Here is a 14,359-nt window from a genome sequence, read left to right as displayed (position 1 = left end):
TCAGACGCCTTGCTTGAGCGAGGCTTCGATGAACACGTCGAGGTCGCCGTCGAGCACCTTCTGCGTGGCCGAGACTTCGACGTTGGTGCGCAGGTCCTTGATGCGGCTGTTGTCCAGCACGTAGCTGCGGATCTGGTGGCCCCAGCCCACGTCGGTCTTGCTGTCCTCGAGCTTTTGCTGCTCTTCCTGGCGCTTGCGCATCTCGTGGTCGTACAGGCGCGAGCGCAGGCGCTTCCACGCCACGTCGCGGTTGCTGTGCTGGCTTCGGCCGTCCTGGCACTGCACGACGATGCCGGTCGGGATGTGCGTCAGGCGCACGGCCGAGTCGGTCTTGTTGATGTGCTGGCCGCCGGCGCCCGAGGCGCGGAAGGTGTCGGTGCGCACGTCCGAAGGGTTGATCTCGATCTCGATCGAGTCGTCGATTTCGGGGTACACGAAGATCGATGCGAAGCTGGTGTGGCGCCCGCCCGACGAGTCGAACGGCGACTTGCGCACCAGGCGGTGCACGCCGGTCTCGGTGCGCAGCAGGCCGAAGGCGTAGTCGCCCTCGACCTTGATGGTCGCGCCCTTGATGCCGGCGGTGTCGCCGGGCGTTTCGTCTTCGATCTGCGTCTTGAAGCCCTTGCGCTCGGCGTACTTCAGGTACTGGCGCAGCAGCATGCTGGCCCAGTCGCAGGCCTCGGTGCCACCGGCACCGGCCTGGATGTCGACAAAGGCGTTCAGCGGGTCGGCCGGGTTGTTGAACATCCGGCGGAATTCGAGCTGCTTGATGTCGGCTTCGAGCGTGGCGGCGTCATCGGCAATGGCCTGCAGGCCATCGAGGTCGCCGTCTTCCTTCGACATCTCGAAGAGCTCGGTGTTGTCCGACAGCCCGTTGGTGAGCCGGTCGAGCGTGACGACCACGTCGTCGAGCGACTTCTTTTCCTTGCCCAGTTCCTGGGCCTTCTTGGGGTCGTTCCAGACGTTCGGGTCTTCGAGCGATGCGTTGACTGTCCTCAGTCGTTCAGCTTTGGCATCGTAGTCAAAGATACCTCCGTAAATCGACCGTACGAACGCTCAGGTCCGCGAGCATTGCGCCGATTTGGTTGATCTGTTCTGCGTCCATGGGGTGTCCTGACTGTGTGAGGTTGGTGTTCGGGGGAACCCGTCATTTTCTCACGGTCCGCCAACCCGCCAGGCAGCGCCCCTGTATTGCGCCTTCCCTCTCGGGGGGAAGGCGCGGGGACCGAAATCAGAACGCCGGAATCAGCGACCCCTTGAACTGCGTCTCGATGAAGCTGCGCACCTCCGGCGACTGGTAGGCCGCCACGAGGCGCTTGGCCCAGGGCTTGTCCTTGTCGGCGCGGCGCACGGCGATCAGGTTGGCGTAGGGACTCTGGGCCGATTCCTTGATGACGGCGTCCTTGCCGAACGACAGGCCGGCCTTCTCGGCGTAGTCGTTGTTGATGGCCGAAATGGCCAGGTCGTCGAGCGAGCGCGGCAGCTGGGCGGCGTCCAGCGACACCAGCTTGAGCTTCTTGGGGTTGGTCACCACGTCCAGCGGCGTGGCGTTGTTGTTCTTCACGGCCTCGGGCTTGAGGGTGATGAGCTTGGCCTGTTGCAAGAGCAGCAGGGCGCGGTTGCCGTTCGAGGGGTCGTTCTGGATGCCGACCGAGGCGCCGTCGGCCAGCTGGTCGATCGACTTGATCTTGCGTGAGTAGAAGCCCAGCGGCGCGGTGATGGTCAGGCCCACGGGCACGAGGTCGAAGCCGCGCGCCTTGATCTGGTTGTCCAGGAAGGGCTGGTGCTGGAAGGCGTTGGCGTCCAGGTCGCCGGCGGCCAGCGCCGCGTTGGGCAGCTGGTAGTCGTTGAACACCACGACCTGGACGGTCAGGCCGTCCTTGGCGGCGACCCTCTTGACCACCTCGAACACCTGCTCGGCGCTGCCGACGGAAATGCCGACCTTGACGGTGTTCTTGTTGTCCTGCGCAAAGGCGGCGCTGCCGGCGAAAAGGGCGGTGACGAGGGTGGCGAGGGTGGCGAGCACGAGGCCGCGGCGGCGGAAAGTGGAATGCATGGTGGCGCGAAATCGAAGAAATGAAGGCGCCGAATGTGGCATTGCCGCCGCGGATCGGGAACGAACCAATCCTCATATCGATATGGCGTCCACTCGCTCCATGTGGTCTTTCTTATTTGATTTTTCATATAAGTACGAGCCGATTTGTTCGTTCCCTTTCGGCTCGTTTCTTTTCATACTCGGCACCTTTTTGCGAACCTGCGCGATCGCGCCCTTGCGGCCCGCGCCTTCTTTCATGACCTTCCCTTCGCCTGATGCGGCACGCGGCAACGCGGCGCCGGTCATCCGTCTTCAATCGGTGCAGAAGTCGTTTGCCTTGCCCAGTGGCGAGGTGTTCGATGCCGTGCAATCGCTCTCGCTCGAGATCCAGCAGGGCGACGTGTTCGGCCTGATCGGCAAGAGCGGCGCCGGCAAGTCGACGCTGCTGCGCCTCATCAACCTGCTGGAGCGGCCCGACGCGGGCCAGGTGTTCGTCGGCGGGCGCGACCTCACGACGCTGTCGCGCCGCGAGCTGCGCGACACGCGCCAGAACATCGGCATGATCTTCCAGCAGTTCAACCTGCTGCAGAACGCCACCGTGTTCGACAACGTGGCCTTCCCGCTGAAGATCCACGGCCGCCACTCCAAGGCCGAGATCAACGAACGGGTGCGCGAGTGCCTCGACCTCGTCGGCCTGGCCGAGAAGATCGACACCTACCCGGCCCAGCTCTCGGGCGGCCAGAAGCAGCGCGTGGCCATCGCGCGCGCGCTGGCGCCGCGCCCGCAGGTGCTGCTGTGCGACGAGCCCACCTCGGCGCTCGACACCGAAACCACTCGCGCGCTGCTCGAGACGCTGCGCGACATCAACCAGAAGATCGGCGTGACCATCGTGATCGTCACGCACGAGCTGTCGGTGGTCGAGGTGCTGTGCCGCAACGTGGCCATCCTCGAAAAGGGCCGCCTCATCGAGCAGTTCGCCGTCGATGCGCCGAGCGAGGAACGCAAGACCGCGCTCGGCCGCGAGATCGACGAACTGGTGCGCCGCCGCGAACGCGAGGCGCGTGAACCCGTGGCGCCGCGCGTGGCGACCGCACAGCGCAACGCGCAGGAGCTGGCCTATGTTTGAGAACATCACCCCCATCCTTCCCGAGCTGTGGACGGCCACGGGCCAGACCTTTTTGATGCTGGCCATCGGCCTGTCGGCGGCGGTGCTCATCGGCGGACCGCTGGGCATCCTGCTGTTCCTGCTGGGCCCGGGCCAGTCGCTCGAGAACAAGCCGGCGTTCCACGTCCTCAACTGGATCGTGAACACAGTGCGTTCCTTCCCGTTCATCATCCTGCTGGTGGCGCTGGTGCCGTTCACGCGGATCATCGCGGGCACCTCCATCGGCCCGCTCGCGGCCGCGGTGCCGCTGTCGTTCGCGGCCATTCCGTACTTCGCGCGGCTGGTCGACCAGTGCCTGCGCGAGGTGCCGCGCGGCGTGATCGAGGCGGCGCATGCCATGGGCGCCTCGGAGCTGCAGATCGTCTGGCGCGTGCTGATCGTCGAGGCGCGCTCGGGCTTGGTGCTCGCGCTCACCGTGCTGGCCGTGAGCTTCCTGTCGTACTCGGCGATTGCCGGCGTGGTGGGCGGCGGCGGCATCGGCGACCTGGCGATCCGCTACGGCTACTACCGCTTCCAGACCGACGTGATGGTGCTCACCGTGGCGCTGCTCGTGGTGCTGGTGCAGATCCTGCAGTTCGTGGGCAACACCACGGCGCGCCGGCTCGACAAGCGTTGATGTCCCTTTCTCCTTTTTCTTCTCTCATCTTTCAGTTCATTCCATGAAAACCGCACTGCTGCGCCGTTCCGTCCTCGCCGTTTCCCTCGTCGCGCTGTCGCTCGGCGGCCTCTCGCTGTCGGCGCAGGCGCAGGACGCCAAGAAGAACCTCGTGATCGGCGGCACCGCCGGCTCCAACGCCGACCAGCTCAAGGCCGGCATCATTCCGATCCTCGAGAAGAAGGGCTACAAGGTGAAGCTGGTCGAGTTCAACGACTACGTGCAGCCCAACCTCGCGCTGGCCCAGGGCTCGCTCGACGCCAATTTCTTCCAGCATCGGGTCTACCTGCAGAAGTTCTCGGCCGACCAGAAGCTCGACCTCGCCGAGCTGGTGCAGGGCCCGATCGCGCCCATGGGCGTGTACTCGACCAAGCGCAAGACGCTGGCCGACGTGAAGGAAGGCGACCGCGTGACGCTGCCGAACGACCCGAGCAACCTGGCGCGCGCGCTGGTGCTGCTGGAGCAGAACAAGCTGGTCACGATCAAGGCCGGCATCGATCCGCTGCGCGCGTCCGAGAAGGACGTGGCCGAGAACCCGAAGAAGCTCAAGTTCATTCCGCTCGAGGCCGCGCAGCTGCCGCGTTCGCTGGGCGACACCGAGTACGCCATCGTCAACGGCAACTTCGCGATCTCGTCGGGCCTGAAGCTCACCGAGGCCGTGGTGCTCGAGAAGACGCCCGACTACTACCTGAATGTGGTCGCCGTGAAGAGCGCCGACAAGAACGCCGCCTGGGCCAAGGACATCGCCGACGCCTACCGCTCGAAGGAATTCAAGACGGTGGTCGACAGCAAGTTCCAGGGCTACGCCAAGCCCAGCTTCCTGCAGTAATCGATCAGGCTTCAGCGAAGGACGCCCCATGCCCGTGCTCGCCGTATTCGATGGCCAGGCCAATTGGCGCGACACGCACGTGTGCGACGGCTGGATCAGCGACCACCTCGCGCGCCACGGCGTGCGCTGGGGGCGCGGCGAGGCCGACGGCCAGCGCGTGCTCGACAGCGCGGGGCTGTTCTACCTGCCGACGGCGCAGGGGTATCTGGGGTTGCTGGTCGAAGGCGGGGAATGGGTCGCCATGCCCGCCGATACGCCGCATTTCTTCGATGCGGGCGAAGCAGCTTCGCTCGACGGGCTGCCTGTCGCGTTGCCGCGCTTCGAGGCCTTTGTCGAAGAGGTGCTCGCGATGACGGGCAACGACGCGAGCGACGAGTAAGTCAGCGCGGGCCTGCGCGGCCCGTCGCCTCCCAGGCGTCGGTCAGGCCGGCGCCGTCGTCGGGCTCGGGCGCGCCGAACGCGACGGCCCTTGCGTGTAGCGGTCCATCGCCAACCCGTCCGTGCGGATCTCCGGCCGCTGGCCCGTCACCAGGTCCGAGATCAGCTTGCCCGAGCCGCAGGCCATGGTCCAGCCCAGCGTGCCGTGGCCCGTGTTCAGGAACAGGTTGGGGTAGCGCGTGGCGCCGACGATGGGCGTGCTGTCGGGCGTCATGGGGCGCAGGCCGGTCCAGAAGCTGGCGTTGGGCAGGTCGCCGCCCGGGAACAAGTCGCTCACGACCTTCTCGAGCGTGGCGCGACGCGCCGGGTTCAGGCGCAGGTCGAAGCCGCCGAGCTCGGCCATGCCGCCCACGCGGATGCGGTTGTCGAAGCGCGTGACGGCCACCTTGTAGGTTTCGTCGAGCACGGTCGATTGCGGCGCGAGCGATTCGTCGAGCAGCGGCACCGTGAGCGAATAGCCCTTGACCGGGTACACCGGAATGTCCAGCCCCAGCGAGGCGATGGCGGCGCGCGAGTAGCTGCCGAAGGCCATCACGTAGCGGTCGGCCGTGAGGATCTTGCCGGCACGCGTGCGCACGCCGGTGATGCGGCCGCCGTCGGTCTCCAGGCCGTCGATGGTCTGGCTGAAGCGGAAGTCCACGCCCAGGCCGTGCGCGATCTCGGCGAGGCCGCGCGTGAACAGGTGACAGTCGCCGGTTTCGTCGTTGGGCAGGCGCAGGCCGCCCGTGAGGCGCTCGCGCGCGCCGGCCAGGCCGGGTTCGACGCGCGCCAGGGCGTCGCGGTCGAGCAGTTCATAGGGCACGCCGCATTCCTCGAGCACGGCGATGTCGCGCTGCACCGCGTCGAGCTGCGCCTGCGTGCGGAACAGCTGCAGCGTGCCGCCGGTGCGGTGCTCGTACTGCAGGCCGGTGTCGGCGCGCAGTTGCTGCAGGCAGCCGCGGCTGTATTCGGCCACGCGCATCATGCGTTCCTTGTTCACGGCGTAGCGCTCGGGCGAGCAGTTGCGCAGCATGGCGGCCATCCAGCGCAGCTGGAACAGCGTGCCGTCGGGGCGGATCGACAGCGGCGCGTGCTTCTGGAACATCCACTTGATCGCCTTCAGCGGAATGCCGGGCGCGGCCCACGGCGTCGAGTAGCCGGGCGACACCTGGCCGGCGTTGCCGAAGCTCGTTTCCTCGGCCGGGCCGGCCTGCCGGTCGAGCAAGGTGACTTCGGCGCCGGAGCGCGCGAGGTAGTACGCCGTGGTGGTGCCGATCACGCCGCCGCCGAGAACGATGACTTTCATGGTGTATCCGCTGATCTGAATGGAATGATGTGAATCTAAAGTGCACAATGCAGTGGATTCCATTGTTTTTATGTCTTTGGCCGTGAAAATCGCTGCCGAAAACCGTCCAAGGCCCCGCGCGGAGTGAAATGCCCGAACTCGACCGAATCGACCGCAAGATCCTCGACCTGCTGCAGCGCCAGGGCCGCATTTCCATGACCGAACTGGCCGAGCGCATCGGCCTGTCGGCCTCGCCCTGCGCCGAGCGCGTCAAGCGCATGGAGCGCGACGGCGTCATCACCGGCTACCACGCGCACGTGTCGCCCGAGGCGCTGGGCAAGACGCTGCTGGTGTTCGTGGAGATCAAGCTCTCGGCCAAGTCGGGCGACGTGTTCGACAAGGTCAAGCAGGAACTGCTGCACATGCCCGAGGTGCTCGAATGCCACCTGGTGTCGGGCAGCTTCGACTACCTCGTGAAGGCGCGCCTGAGCGGCATGAGCGAGTACCGGCACCTGCTGGGCGACATCCTGAAGAAGCTGCCGGTGGCGGCCGAGTCGCACAGCTACGTGGTGATGGAAGAGATCAAGGAAACGCTGATGCTGGCGGTGGACCGGTGAGCGCCGCCGTCATCGTCATCCGGCCTTGGCGCCTGGCGGACTTCGACGCGGTGAAGGCCATCCTCGACGACACCTTCGCGAGCACCTGGCTGCCGCAGCTCACGCCCGAGGCCGCCAAGGCCTATGCCGACAGCGGCGAGCCCGTGGGCTACATCGACGAGAGCGGCCCGGCCTTCTTCGTGGCGGAACTCGAGGGCGAGGTGGTCGGCATGGTGCACTGGGAGCACGACTTCGTGCAGGCCCTGCACGTGCCCGCCGCGCACCAGCGCAAGGGCATCGCCCGTGCGCTCATGGCCTTTGCCGAAGCCGGCATGCGCGCCGACGGCGTGGCGCAGGCGCGGCTCGAGACCGACACCTTCAACACGCAGAGCCAGGGCCTGTACCTTGCGCTCGGCTACCGAGAGGCCGGCCGCTACCCCGACCTCGAATGGCACAGCGGATTCACGACCATCCTGTATGTGAAAGACTTGGCCTGAGCATTCTTTCCACCCCTTCAAGGACATCGGCATGACCCTCTCGATCCGCCGCGACGGCACCACCGGCACGCGCCACATCCTCAAGATCCGCAACCACGAGATCCCCGTCGATGCATCGCCCGCTGGCGGCGGCAGCGACGGCGGTGCCGAACCGCATGACCTGTACGACGCGTCGCTGGCGGCCTGCAAGGCGCTCACGGTGCTGCTCTACGCGCGCCGCAAGGGCATTCCGGTGGAAGACATCGAGGTCGTGGTCGATCGCGACGACAGCGAGGAGCGCAAGGGCATCTACCGCCTGAAGTCGGGCCTGCGCCTGACGGGCGATCTGAGCGAGGCGCAGCGCGATGAGCTGCTGCGCGTGGCGGGCAAGTGCCCCGTGCACAAGCTGATGACCGAGGTCAAGACCGAGATCGAAACCGGCTGGGCCGACTGAACGCGCTGCGTTCCTACTTCGCCGCTTCGGCCTGCTTGCGCGCCGCCGCCACGCGCTTGGCATAGCGGTCGCCCCAATCGGCCAGCGGCCCCAGCGCGGCGTTGAGCGTGGCGCCGAGCGAGGTCTCGGAGTACTCGACGCGCGGCGGCACTTCGTGGAACACCTCGCGGTGCACGAGGCCGTCGGTTTCCATCTCGCGCAGCTGCTGGATCAGCATCTTCTCGCTGACCTCGGGCAGCAGCCGCTTCAGCTCGCCGAAGCGGTAGGGCTGCAGGTGCAGCTCCCACAGGATGACGGCTTTCCACTTGCCGCCGATGACCTCGAACGCGGGGCCGATGCCGCAGTTGTAGGGCTTCTTCGCTGCCATCTCTTGCTCCTTGCGATTCCAATACTTCCCATTTGGTAAGTACCTTACTTTATCGTAGGTACTTGACCATATGGAAGTGCAATTTCTACCATGCAGGCGTCATCAACCACTGCATCGGATTGCCATGAGCAACACCAACAAGGAAGTTTCGGTTCTGGGCCTGGGCGCCATGGGCGTCGTCATCGCGCGGCTCTTTCTCGACCAGGGCTACAAGGTCACGCTGTGGAACCGCACGGCCGACAAGGCCGACGCGCTGGTCGCCCGCGGCGCCGTGCTGGCGCGCAGCGCGGCCGAGGCCTTGCGCGCGAGCCGCATGGCCGTGATGTGCGTGTACGACTACCGCGCCGCCGACGCGATCTTCGCGATGGACGGCGTGGCCGCCGCCATGGACGGCCGCCTGCTCGCGCAGCTCACCACCGGCAGCCCGAAGGACGCGCGCGAGGCGGAGGCCTGGGCGCACCGCCACGGCGCCGCCTACCTCGAAGGCGCGATCCAGGCCGCGCCGGACCAGATGGGCCGGCCCGACACGCCGCTGCTGGTGTCGGGTGCGCGGGCCGTGTTCGCCGAGGCCGAACCCTTGCTGAAGGTGCTGGCCGGCGGCATCGTCTACCTCGGCGAGAAGGCCAGCGCGGCCGCGGCCATGGACCTGGCCACGCTGTCCAGCATCTACGGCACGATGCTCGGCTTCCTGCACGGCGCGCGCATCGCCGAGCACGAAGGCTTCGACGTGGCCGAGTACGGCCGCATCGTGGCCGGCATCATGCCGACCTTCGCGGGCTTTCTCCAGCACGAGGGCGCGGTCATCCAGTCGGGCGACTTCGCGATCACGCAGAGCCCGATGCGCATCTCGGTCGAGGCCACGCAGCGCATCCTGCAGACCGCGCAGGAGGCGGGCATCAACACCGAGTTCCCGGCCTTTGCCGCGGGCCTGTTCCAGCGCGCCGATGCGGCGGGGCTCGGCGGCGAGGAACTGGCGGCGCTGATCAAGCTGCTGCGCAAGTAAGGATCAGGCCCAGCGCATCGACTGGATCGCGCGCACCACCTCGGCTTCGCGCTCCATGAAGAAGTCGGTGTGGTTGCAGTGGTCCAGCGTGAGCCGGTGCGAGGTCTGCAGCGCGGTGGCCAGACGGTCGGCGTCGGCGCGGCGCACGCGGCGGAAGATGCGCAGGAAGTCGGCGGCGTCCTGGCCGGTCTGCGCGCCCAGCGGTCGTTCGAGCCAGGGGAAGAGGTCGCGCTGGTCGAACGGCAGCGCGGTCACCACCAGCGCCGGCGCGCGCACCGGCCGGTAGTCGGGCGAGAAGCGGTGGGCCGCGGTGTCCATCGCGGTCTCCACGGCGTCGGGCGTGTTGGGCCGCACGCTGCCGTCGGCCTGCACCTCGAGCGCGTCGCGCAGGTTGGCTTCGAGCGCCGGCCACCAGTTCTTGGACTTGCGCCGCAGGTACGCGACGGCTGCTTTCATCGAACGGCCGTCCTCGGGCGTGGGCGCGGGCTCGTCGAGCCGGCGATTCAGCGGCGGGTCTTCGCCGCCGGTGTCGGCGTCCTTCGTGTAGTCGAAGGTGGTATCGAGGTACACCAGGCCGCGCACCCGCTCGGGAAAGCGGCCCGCGAAGCGCGTGAGTTCGTTGCCGGCAATCGAATGGCCGCCGAGCACCACGCGCGTGAGGCCGAGCGCATCGCACAGCGCGGCCAGGTCGTCGACCAGCGTGTCTACCTCGTAGTGCTGCGTGGCGCTCTTCACCGGCAGCGGCTTGTCCGACAGGCCGTAGCCGCGCCGGCTCACGGCGAGCACGCGCGAGGCGGCGCCGGCCGCGACCAGCGCGGGCGCCAGGCTGTCGAAGCAGCGCGCGTTGCCGCCCAGGCCGGCGAGCAGCACGAGCACGGGACCGCCGTCGTCGCTGCGCTGCCAGTCGCGCACCTGCAGCGAGACCTCGGGCGTGGTCGACACTTTCACGCGGCGGTCGGTGGCCGCCACGGGAAGGTCGTTGCCGATGGGGGCGGGGCCGGCGTTGCCACCACCGCCGCCGCCGCAAGCGGCCAGCCCGGCCGCGCTGCCCAGGAGCACGGCGCGCAGCAGGTCGCGGCGCTGGAAGTGAAGTGGGTTCGCCCAGTGCGGGCGGACCGTGGAAAGACAGGGGCGAGGCACGTCGGGGCTCCAGGCAGGAAGAAGAAAACAGGAGCCTTGCAGTGTGGGCACGCCGCCTGAAGAAGCCCTGCAGCCTTCATGAAGGCTTCCTGAAGCGCAACGACGGGGTGTGGCAGATACTTCGGCCACTTCCCGGAACCGGGCTTGTTCGCTTGGAATCCTTCCCATGAATCTTTTGCTTGTTGAGGACGACCTTGATCTTGGCAACGGCGTGCGCATTGCGCTCGCCAACCAGGGCCTGGACGTGGTGCGGGTCCGCCGGCTCGACGACGCCTTGCGCACCCTCGACAACGGCGCCTTCGACATGGTGCTGCTCGACCTCGGCCTGCCCGACGGCGACGGGCTCGACCTGCTGCTGCGCCTGCGCCGCACCCGCCAGATATTGCCGGTGCTGGTGCTGAGCGCGCGCGATGCGCTCAACGACCGCCTGCGCAGCCTGGACGACGGCGCCGACGACTACCTCGTGAAGCCCTTCGCGCTGGCCGAGTTGCTGTCGCGCGTGCGGGCCCTGGCGCGCCGCAGCTACGGCTTCAACGACGAGACCATCCGCATGCGCGGCCTGGCGTTGCACGAGCCCACGCGCGGCGTGATCGTCGATGGCGAGCCGGTGGAGCTGTCGCGCTGCGAGTTCGACCTGCTGGCGCTCCTGCTCAAGCGCACCGGCCGCGTGGTCACGCGCCGCGTGATGGAAGAGCAGGTGCTGCCCGGCGGCCAGGCCAACGGCAGCAACTCGCTCGAGGTGCACATCTCCAACCTGCGCAAGAAGATCGGGCAGGGCTACATCCGCACGGTGCGCGGCATCGGCTATGTGATCGACACCCAGTCGCTGGTGCGGAGCCCGTCGAAATGATGCGCCAGCTGGCGCGCGGCTGGAAGAACTGGAACCAGCCATCCCTGATGCGCCGCCTGCTGGTGGCGCAGATGGCCGTGGTCGCGCTGCTGTGGACCTCGGCCGTGGGGCTGCTGCTGTACGACTCGTACAAGGACCCGGGGCTGCTCCGGTTCACCAGCATCTTCAAGGCGGCGATCTCCATCGCGCAGAAGCTGGAGGACCAACCCGAGCGGCAACGAGAGGCGCTCGAGGCCTTCGACGCCGCGCTCATCGAGGCGCTCAGCGATGGCGACGAAACCACGGAAGCCCTGGCGGTCATGCAGGTGTGGCAGCACGGCAAGCTGATCTACAACTCGCGCGCCGGTGTGCCCGTGCTGCTGAACTCGGTGCCCGACCGCAACGAGACCGTGGTCGCGGGCGGCCGCGAGTGGCGCGCGCGCACGATGGCCTCGCCCATCGCCGACACCCGCGTGGTGCTGGCCGAGCCCAGCGTGTGGCGGCTGGCCGTCACCGTGCTGTCGCGGGGCTACTACCTGCTGCCGCTGGTGATCAGCCTGCCGTTCCTGGTCTTTCCCGCCTGGCTGTCGGTGCGGCTGGCGCTGCGTCCGTGGCGCCAGGTGAGCCGCGAGACCGCCGAGCGCGGTCCCGACGACCTGACGCCGCTGTCGTACACGCCGCCACACAAGGAGCTCAAGCCGATGGTGCAGAGCATCAACAGCCTGCTGCTGCGGGTGCGCGACAGCACCACGCGCGAGCGCAGCCTGATCGCCGACGCGGCGCACGAGCTGCGCACGCCGCTGGCGGCCATGCGCGTGAACGTCGAGGCGCTGAAGGAGCAGAGCAGCGACGAGGGCCAGCGCGAGCTCATGGCCAACCTGCTGCGCAGCAATGACCGCGCGGCGCGGCTGGTGGGGCAGCTGCTGCAGCTCATGCGCAGCGACGCGGTGGCCACCAACGCGCTGCCCGTGATGCTGTCGCTCGACGGGCTGGTGCAGGACCGGCTGGCCATGATCGAGGGCCTGGCGCGTGCGCGCGGCGTGGAGCTCGAACTGGTGTGCGACGACGCCGTGCCGGTGCTCGGCGAGCGCGAAAGCCTGGTCTCGATGATCGACAACCTGATCGACAACGCGATCAAGTACAGCCCCTGCGGCGCCACCGTGACGGTGCACGTGGCGCGCGAGGGCGCACGGGCGCTGCTGACCGTGGCCGACACGGGCCCAGGCATTCCGCCCGCGCTGCGCGAGCGCGTGTTCGACCGCTTCTTCCGCAACCCCGACCAGACGCAAAGCGGCAGTGGGCTGGGCCTGGCGATCGTCAAGTCGGTGGTCGACCGGCACGGTGGCGATGCGGTGCTGGGCGAGGCCCCGGGCGGCGGCCTGCTGGCCACGGTGCGGCTGCCGCTGGCGCAGGCCGATGTGCCGCAGCCCTTGCTCGTCGGCGCCTGAGCCGGGGGGCAAAGGCCCCGGCCGGGCCTGTTTCGGGGTAAGGATTTACACTAGCCGGCTCCCCCGGCGCTCGTCTACAGGACACTTTCACCAATGAAGTGGGTCATTCTTGCCATCTTCGTGCTCAGCGCACTCTACGTTCACTTCCGTGGCCAGGTCCGGCACAAGTTCTTCAGACAGCTCTCTGATCACTCGACCTTCCTGGCGCCGCTGAACGTCTTCATGTACCTTTTCTCGAAGGTGCCCGGTACGCCGTACCTGTCGCCCGCGCAGTTCCCCGAGATGCGCATCCTCGAGGAAAACTGGGAAGTCATTCGCGAAGAAGCGCTGGCCATGCGCAACGGCGGCAGCATCAAGGCCTCGAGCCAGTTCAACGACGTGGGCTTCAACTCCTTCTTCAAGAGCGGCTGGAAGCGCTTCTACCTGAAGTGGTACGACGAGGCGCACCCCTCGGCCGCCGTGCTGTGCCCGCGCACCACCGAGTTGCTCAAGGGCATCGGCACCATCAAGGCCGCGATGTTCGCCGAGCTGCCCCCGGGCAGCCGCCTCGTGCGCCACCGCGACCCGTTCGCCGGTTCGCTGCGTTATCACCTGGGCCTGTGGACGCCGGGCGTCGAAGGCTGCTACATCGACGTGGACGGCCAGCGCTACCACTGGCGCGACGGCGAGGCCGTGGTGTTCGACGAGACCTACATCCACTACGCCGAGAACACCACCGACCACGACCGCGTGATCCTGTTCTGCGACATCGAGCGTCCGCTGAAGTACCGCTGGGCCAGCGCCGTGAACCGCTGGTTCGCCAAGAACCTGCTGGCCGCCGCCGCCTCGCCCAACGACGCGGGCGACAAGACGGGCGGGCTGAACCGCGCCTTCAAGTACATCTACCAGATCCGCGTGGTCGGCAAGCGGCTGAAGGCCTGGGACAAGCGCGCGTACTACCTGGTCAAGTGGACGATCTTCGGCGGCCTCGCCCTCTGGATCTTCTGGTAACCGACGGCGCTCACGCCTCGGCCAGCACCAAGCGGGCACGCGGCGCGCGACGCCAGCACACGAGGCCCGCCAGCAGCACACCGCCGAGCACGTCGAGCAGCACGTGCTGGCGCGTGGCCAGCGTCGAGTAGACGATTCCCGCGGCCCACAGCACGTTCACCCATTGCGTCCACGCGGGCGCCTGCACGCTGCGCAGCTGGCGGCCGAGCCACACGGCCGCGAACACGGCGAAGGCCACATGCAGCGACGGGAAGGCATTGCCGCCCGCATCGGCGCTCTTGAGGAACTGCAGCGCCGGGTACTGCGACCAGTCGATCGCGAAGCTCGGCACCACCGTCGGAAAACACCAGAAAACCGCCAGCCCGATGGCCGCCATGAGCGCGGCGCCACGCGCGCAGGCCCACAGCTCGGCCTTGTTTTTCGTGAAGGCCGGCGCGAGCGAGATATAGAACCACAGCGAGCTGTACAGCAGCATCGCGTCGTCGCTCACCTCCACCCAGTGGTCGATGGCGGTGAGCGGCATCACCGTGGGCACCGAGGGCGGGTGGTGCATCACCCAGAAGTACAGGACGAAGAAGCCCGAGATGCCGAGCGTGGTGCCGATCATCTTCACGACCCACAGCGTGGCGAAGCGCTGCCCCAGCGCCAGGTGCCAGGGTGTGACGGGGAG

General features: G+C 67.6%; 18 protein-coding genes. 11 read left to right on the top strand and 7 right to left on the bottom strand.

The features are described from left to right. The 3 genes from prfB to AC07YS_RS19105 form a co-directional block, all read right to left on the bottom strand. A protein-coding gene (prfB, locus tag AC07YS_RS19115; protein WP_095950518.1) for a peptide chain release factor 2 occupies positions 1-1,105 on the bottom strand; the annotation gives its coding sequence in 2 pieces (ribosomal slippage) (positions 1-1,023 and positions 1,025-1,105; 1,104 coding nt in all). 126 nt (positions 1,106-1,231) lie between these two features. Beyond that, entirely contained in the window at positions 1,232-2,056 is an 825-nt protein-coding gene (locus tag AC07YS_RS19110; protein ID WP_495268821.1) for a MetQ/NlpA family ABC transporter substrate-binding protein, read from the bottom strand. Positions 2,057-2,128: 72 nt separating this feature from the next. Continuing rightward, positions 2,129-2,293 (bottom strand): hypothetical protein, encoded by a 165-nt coding sequence (locus AC07YS_RS19105; protein ID WP_495268820.1) that lies wholly within the window; start codon positions 2,291-2,293, stop codon positions 2,129-2,131. On the opposite strand from AC07YS_RS19105, the gene AC07YS_RS19100 reads away from it, so the two are divergent. Genes AC07YS_RS19100 through AC07YS_RS19085 form a run of 4 tightly spaced genes read left to right on the top strand, consistent with a single transcriptional unit; the run spans position 2,292 to position 5,063 of the window. Next, positions 2,292-3,161, top strand: a complete 870-nt coding sequence (locus AC07YS_RS19100; RefSeq protein ID WP_062473317.1) for a methionine ABC transporter ATP-binding protein — start codon at positions 2,292-2,294, stop codon at positions 3,159-3,161. The two genes, AC07YS_RS19105 and AC07YS_RS19100, sit on opposite strands and share 2 nt — an antisense overlap. Continuing rightward, positions 3,154-3,816, top strand: a complete 663-nt coding sequence (locus AC07YS_RS19095; protein ID WP_095746360.1) for a methionine ABC transporter permease — start codon at positions 3,154-3,156, stop codon at positions 3,814-3,816. The genes AC07YS_RS19100 and AC07YS_RS19095 overlap by 8 nt, the downstream gene beginning before the upstream one ends. 43 nt (positions 3,817-3,859) lie before the next feature. Next, complete coding sequence (locus AC07YS_RS19090) at positions 3,860-4,684, top strand: MetQ/NlpA family ABC transporter substrate-binding protein (RefSeq protein WP_070062374.1); 825 nt, start codon at positions 3,860-3,862, stop codon at positions 4,682-4,684. A gap of 28 nt (positions 4,685-4,712) precedes the next feature. Next, positions 4,713-5,063 (top strand): hypothetical protein, encoded by a 351-nt coding sequence (locus AC07YS_RS19085; RefSeq protein WP_495268819.1) that lies wholly within the window; start codon positions 4,713-4,715, stop codon positions 5,061-5,063. A 42-nt stretch (positions 5,064-5,105) separates the two neighbouring features. On the opposite strand, the gene AC07YS_RS19080 is transcribed toward AC07YS_RS19085, so the two are convergent. Further along, positions 5,106-6,407: a D-amino acid dehydrogenase gene (locus AC07YS_RS19080; protein ID WP_495268818.1), complete on the bottom strand. Its 1,302-nt coding sequence runs from the start codon at positions 6,405-6,407 to the stop codon at positions 5,106-5,108. Positions 6,408-6,535: 128 nt separating this feature from the next. Here AC07YS_RS19080 and AC07YS_RS19075 point away from each other — a divergent pair, with 128 nt between their 5' ends. From AC07YS_RS19075 to AC07YS_RS19065, 3 genes are read left to right on the top strand one after another with little or no spacing between them, the layout of a single operon-like run. Further along, complete coding sequence (locus AC07YS_RS19075) at positions 6,536-7,003, top strand: Lrp/AsnC ligand binding domain-containing protein (protein ID WP_062473326.1); 468 nt, start codon at positions 6,536-6,538, stop codon at positions 7,001-7,003. Next, the gene (locus AC07YS_RS19070) at positions 7,000-7,479 is read left to right on the top strand and encodes a GNAT family N-acetyltransferase (protein ID WP_495268817.1); all 480 of its coding nucleotides are present in this window, start codon (positions 7,000-7,002) and stop codon (positions 7,477-7,479) included. Before AC07YS_RS19075 ends, AC07YS_RS19070 begins: the two co-directional genes overlap by 4 nt. A gap of 31 nt (positions 7,480-7,510) precedes the next feature. Beyond that, the gene (locus AC07YS_RS19065) at positions 7,511-7,912 is read left to right on the top strand and encodes an OsmC family protein (RefSeq protein WP_095746356.1); all 402 of its coding nucleotides are present in this window, start codon (positions 7,511-7,513) and stop codon (positions 7,910-7,912) included. 13 nt (positions 7,913-7,925) lie between these two features. On the opposite strand, the gene AC07YS_RS19060 is transcribed toward AC07YS_RS19065, so the two are convergent. Further along, positions 7,926-8,279, bottom strand: a complete 354-nt coding sequence (locus tag AC07YS_RS19060; RefSeq protein WP_062473331.1) for a winged helix-turn-helix transcriptional regulator — start codon at positions 8,277-8,279, stop codon at positions 7,926-7,928. A gap of 124 nt (positions 8,280-8,403) precedes the next feature. On the opposite strand from AC07YS_RS19060, the gene AC07YS_RS19055 reads away from it, so the two are divergent. Continuing rightward, on the top strand, positions 8,404-9,282 hold the full coding sequence (locus tag AC07YS_RS19055) for an NAD(P)-dependent oxidoreductase (RefSeq protein ID WP_495268816.1): 879 nt from the start codon (positions 8,404-8,406) through the stop codon (positions 9,280-9,282). A gap of 3 nt (positions 9,283-9,285) precedes the next feature. Here AC07YS_RS19055 and AC07YS_RS19050 read toward each other — a convergent pair whose 3' ends face one another. Further along, a complete protein-coding gene (locus tag AC07YS_RS19050) occupies positions 9,286-10,422 on the bottom strand; it encodes an alpha/beta fold hydrolase (protein ID WP_495268815.1) in 1,137 nt (378 codons plus the stop codon). 166 nt (positions 10,423-10,588) lie between these two features. On the opposite strand from AC07YS_RS19050, the gene AC07YS_RS19045 reads away from it, so the two are divergent. From AC07YS_RS19045 to lpxO, 3 genes are all read left to right on the top strand, one after another. After that, positions 10,589-11,272 carry a response regulator gene (locus AC07YS_RS19045; protein WP_495268814.1) on the top strand — a complete coding sequence of 228 codons (684 nt, stop codon included), beginning with the start codon at positions 10,589-10,591 and terminating at the stop codon, positions 11,270-11,272. Further along, positions 11,269-12,699, top strand: a complete 1,431-nt coding sequence (locus AC07YS_RS19040) for a sensor histidine kinase (RefSeq protein WP_307694715.1) — start codon at positions 11,269-11,271, stop codon at positions 12,697-12,699. Before AC07YS_RS19045 ends, AC07YS_RS19040 begins: the two co-directional genes overlap by 4 nt. 93 nt (positions 12,700-12,792) lie before the next feature. Beyond that, on the top strand, positions 12,793-13,689 hold the full coding sequence (lpxO, locus tag AC07YS_RS19035; RefSeq protein ID WP_062473341.1) for a lipid A hydroxylase LpxO: 897 nt from the start codon (positions 12,793-12,795) through the stop codon (positions 13,687-13,689). A 10-nt stretch (positions 13,690-13,699) separates the two neighbouring features. Here the strand turns inward: lpxO and AC07YS_RS19030 are convergent. After that, a partial coding sequence (locus tag AC07YS_RS19030; protein ID WP_495275723.1) for a phosphatase PAP2 family protein occupies positions 13,700-14,359 on the bottom strand: 660 nt, incomplete at its 5' end.

It is taken from the genome of Variovorax sp. GW458-11-26-14-LB1, assembly GCF_059423965.1.
Note: the sequence above shows the minus strand (reverse complement) of the source record. Positions and strands in the feature narration are given on the sequence as shown.